Origin of the sequence: Nostoc sp. UCD121 (assembly GCF_014222285.1) — a bacterium.
Classification (GTDB): Bacteria; Cyanobacteriota; Cyanobacteriia; order Cyanobacteriales; family Nostocaceae; genus Nostoc.
The window spans coordinates 1-1,789 of record NZ_JACKZS010000439.1 but is presented as its reverse complement, the minus strand read 5'-3'; the positions used below and the strand labels follow the sequence as shown (position 1 = coordinate 1,789).

General features: G+C 40.5%; 1 protein-coding gene and 1 pseudogene. Both read left to right on the top strand.

Annotated features, from left to right (window positions below; translation table 11 throughout):
- Positions 1–795 (top strand): annotated as a pseudogene (locus tag GNF10_RS39185) (hypothetical protein); the annotation flags it as partial.
- 81 nt (positions 796–876) lie between these two features.
- Positions 877–1,789: NACHT domain-containing NTPase (locus GNF10_RS36675; RefSeq protein ID WP_185607477.1), on the top strand; the 913-nt coding region annotated here is incomplete at its 3' end.

The window sequence follows — 1,789 nt, the reverse complement described above, 5'->3', positions numbered from 1 at the left end:
AAAAGAAACAGACCAGCTTCTCCAATACCTACTCCAATCAATGATGAATTAAATCCTCAAAATAGCTCATGTTTTGACAAACTTGATCTGTACCACAACAAAAGTGTTGACCCAAGAGCGATCGCAATTTCTTTTAAGCAGTTGGTAGAGAATCACCCACAGGCAGAATTACGAATTGTAGGGATGGAGGCAGGAGGCAATGATAAGTTTTTAGTTCGTGCGGAAACCGCAGCTACATCTAACAAGTCTGAACTTAGTACTGAATATTTTGAAACTTACAATGATATAAAAAGCTTGCCAGAGCAACAAATTAAAGTATTAATGGATGAAAAAGATAGCAGAATTAGTAGTTTAGAAACTATGGTAAATACGGCGCTACAAAGCCCTAAGTTTTATGCAGAAAATTATAATAACCAAGGAGATACAACAATGGCTAGCGATCGCAATATCAACACAAGTGGCGGCAACTATAACGAGCGCATTGAACGCGATTATATCCAAGGTAATTACTACGCTGCTGGACAGCCCCAAAGCCTTGCCCAAGCTGCTGCCGAGATTCAGGTATTGTTAAAACAGTTAGAGCAAACTTACCCAACCACTACTACATCACAGCAAATGGTAGTAGCAGCAGAAGCCATAAACCGCATCGAAAGCAACCCCACTTTGAAAAAACGTGCAATAAATGCAGCCAAAGAAGGCGGTTTAGCAGCTTTAGAGAAAGCTATTGACAACCCAGCAGGTGCTTTTATTGTTGGTGCTATCAAAGGCTGGCAGGAAGTAGATGCAGAAGATTGAGGGAATTGAATTAACATACTTCTAAGTTCATAGTTTACCAACCCGCAGCTTCTAGGCTGAAAATTTAGCTCATGCAAAAATATGGAAGAGCCGAAACCGCCTGAAAACCGCAATATCAATACTGGAGGAGGTAATTATAACGAACGGATTGAAGGCGACTATATTCAAGGTAATGTTTTTCAAAATATTTTTAATACTTTTAGTGGGCAGACAACAGCACCAATAGGCGACCCTGCACGACCAAAGAACGAACGGATACTACTAGCAGCAGTCAAGGAAGAAGTTACTTCCCGATTAAGGCAGTCTCTACACAATGCTGTGCTAATTAATCTGGGCAAGGAGCCGCAACCTCAACAAGTAAAACGCCCTTGGGATGCTGAGATAAAAATTGGCTTAAAGCCAGCTGTTCCTCTGCCAGATGCCACAACAATTTTGCAAGTTTTTGACTCTGAAGAAATTGCAGGAAAGTTATTAATATTGGGTGCGCCAGGGTCAGGTAAGACTACCACAGAATTAGAACTGGCTCAAGCTTTAGTTAACCGTGCAGAAGAACAGCCTGATTATCCCGTTCCCGTTTTATTCAACTTGTCTTCGTGGAAAAATGACGGACAATCTATAACTAATTGGTTAGTGACGGAACTTAAATCTAAATATGGTGTTTCAACTAAACTTGGTCAAGAGTGGGTAAATAATCACCAATTACTACCATTGCTTGATGGTTTAGATGAACTTGAGCCACAGCGTCAAGAAATTTGTGTCTATGCAATCAATCAGTTTCTAGCAAGCGAAACTAAACCGCTTTATCTAGTTGTTTGTAGTCGGATTGAAGAATATAGCCACTACAGCAGTAATCTGCATCTGAATGGAGCGATTTGCTTACGTGAACTCAATGAAACACAGATATCGGAGTATTTTGAAGCAGTAGGACGAGTGGAATTTTGGCAGACTTTGCAGCAGGATGAGACTTTATTAAAGTTGATGAGAACGCCACTAT